Source organism: Myxococcus sp. AM009 (assembly GCF_013372605.1).
GTDB classification, from domain to species: Bacteria; Myxococcota; Myxococcia; order Myxococcales; family Myxococcaceae; genus Myxococcus; species Myxococcus vastator.
In genome coordinates this window covers 1-1,939 of the sequence record NZ_JABXEP010000330.1, presented here as the reverse complement: position 1 = coordinate 1,939, position 1,939 = coordinate 1, and the positions used below count along the sequence as shown (strand labels likewise).

2 protein-coding genes are annotated in these 1,939 nt (G+C 74.2%); both read left to right on the top strand.

Annotated features, from left to right (window positions below; genetic code table 11):
* A partial coding sequence (locus HV824_RS35595) for a complex I subunit 5 family protein (RefSeq protein ID WP_176425250.1) occupies positions 1-1,363 on the top strand: 1,363 nt, incomplete at its 5' end.
* Positions 1,360-1,939, top strand: a 580-nt coding sequence (locus HV824_RS35590) for a proton-conducting transporter membrane subunit (protein ID WP_303623457.1), incomplete at its 3' end; no start/stop codon positions are given. The genes HV824_RS35595 and HV824_RS35590, both read left to right, overlap by 4 nt.

Below are 1,939 nucleotides of genomic sequence, written 5' to 3'. Positions count from 1 at the left end.
CCTCCAGGCGGCGCGCACGCTGACGCTCATCCAGGACGCGCACATCGTGTCGCTCTACGATTTGGGCATGCGCGACGGGCGGCCTTTCCTCATCATGGAGTACCTGGAGGGACAGAGCCTGTCCGCCGTGGTGGTGGCGATGGTGGCCGGGGTGGGCGCGGGCGTCGCCGTGCATGCGTGGCGCTACTTCCCCCCGGGCCACGAGCGCGACTTCTTCTGGCCGCTGTGGCTGACGCTGGCGTGCGGGCTGGGCGCGGTGGCGGTCGTCGGCGACGTCTTCAACCTCTACGTCGCCTTCGAGGTGACGTCGATTGCCGCCGTGGGCCTGGTGGCCCTGGGCCACGGCGCGGTGGCGCGCGTGGCCGCGGAGCGCTACGTGCTGGTGGCCCTGGGCGGCTCGCTGGTTTACCTGCTGGCGGTGGCGCTGCTGTACGCGGAGTATGGCGTGCTGGACATGGCGGAGCTCGCCGCGCGGGTGCGGCCCTCGCCGACCACGGGGCTGGCGCTGGCCCTGGCCATGGCGGGCCTGTCCGCGAAGGCGGCGCTGCTGCCGCTGCACGGGTGGCTGCCGCCCGCGCACGCCAGCGCCCCGGCGCCCGCCAGCGCGCTGCTGTCCGCGCTGGTGGTGAAGGCGGCGATCTACGCGCAGCTGCGGCTGGGCTTCACCGTGTTCGCCGGGGCGCGGACGCCCGCGCTGGACGCGGCGCTGGGGGCGCTGGGGGTGGGCGCCATCGTCTGGGGCTCGCTGCTGGCGCTGCGGCAGCGGCGGCTCAAGGGCGTGGTGGCGTACTCCACGGTGGGGCAGCTGGGCTACCCGTTCCTCGCCTTCCCAATGGCGGGCACCGCGGGGGCGAGCGCGGCCCTGGCGGGGGCCGTCTACTTCCTGCTCGCGCACGCGTGCGCCAAGGCGGCGCTCTTCCTGGCGGCGGGCAACGTGCAGCGCGCACTGGGGCATGACCGGGTGGAGGAGCTGCGGGGCGCGGGCGCGGCGCTGCCCATGACGTTCCTGGCCTTCGCGCTGGCCAGCCTGAGCCTGATGGGGCTGCCGCCCAGCGGCGGCTTCGTGGCCAAGTGGCTGCTGCTGCGCGGCGCGCTGGAGGCGGAGGCCTGGGCGCTGGCGGTGGTCATCGTCGGCGGCGGGCTGCTGGCGGCGGGCTACCTGCTGCGGGTGCTGGCGCTCGCGATGGCCGTGCCCTCCGGGCCTCCGCCGACGGTGGCGCGGGTGCCGCGCACCCTGGAGGCGGTGGCGCTGGCGCTGGCGCTGGCGGCGGTGGCGCTGGGGCTGGTGTCGTCCGCGCCGCTGGCGCTGCTGGAGGTGGGGGCGCCAGAGCCACTGGGGACGCTCGGGCGGAGGAGGCCATGAGCGCGTGGAACACCTGGCTGCCGGTACTGGTGCTGGGCACGTCGTTGGTGACGGGCGCGGTCATCTTCTCCATGCCCGAGTCGTGGCGCCGCGCGCGCACGGCGCTCAACGTGAGCGGGGCCACGCTGAAGGCGGGCCTGGTGGCGGACATGGTGTGGGGCGTCTTCCATGGCCAGCGCTACGAGACGCGGCTGGGGCTGGGCCTGGGGCCAGGGCTGGAGCTGGTGCTGAGCAGCGACTCGCTGAGCATGCTCTTCGCCACGCTGTCGTCGCTGCTGTGGCTCGTCACGACGCTGTACGCGGTGGGCTACCTGGAGGGCTCGCACCACCTGCGGCGCTTCTTCGGCTTCTTCAGCCTGTGCGTCACCGCGACCATGGGCATCTCCTTCGCGGGCAACCCCATCACCTTCCTCCTCTTCTACGAACTGCTGACGGTGAGCACCTACCCGCTGGTGGTGCACGCGGGCACGGACGAGGCGTTGCGCGCCGGGCGCATCTACCTGCGCTACACGCTGACGGGCGGGGCGGTGCTCTTCCTGGCGGTGGCCTGGCTGTACGCGCTGGCGGGGCCGGTGG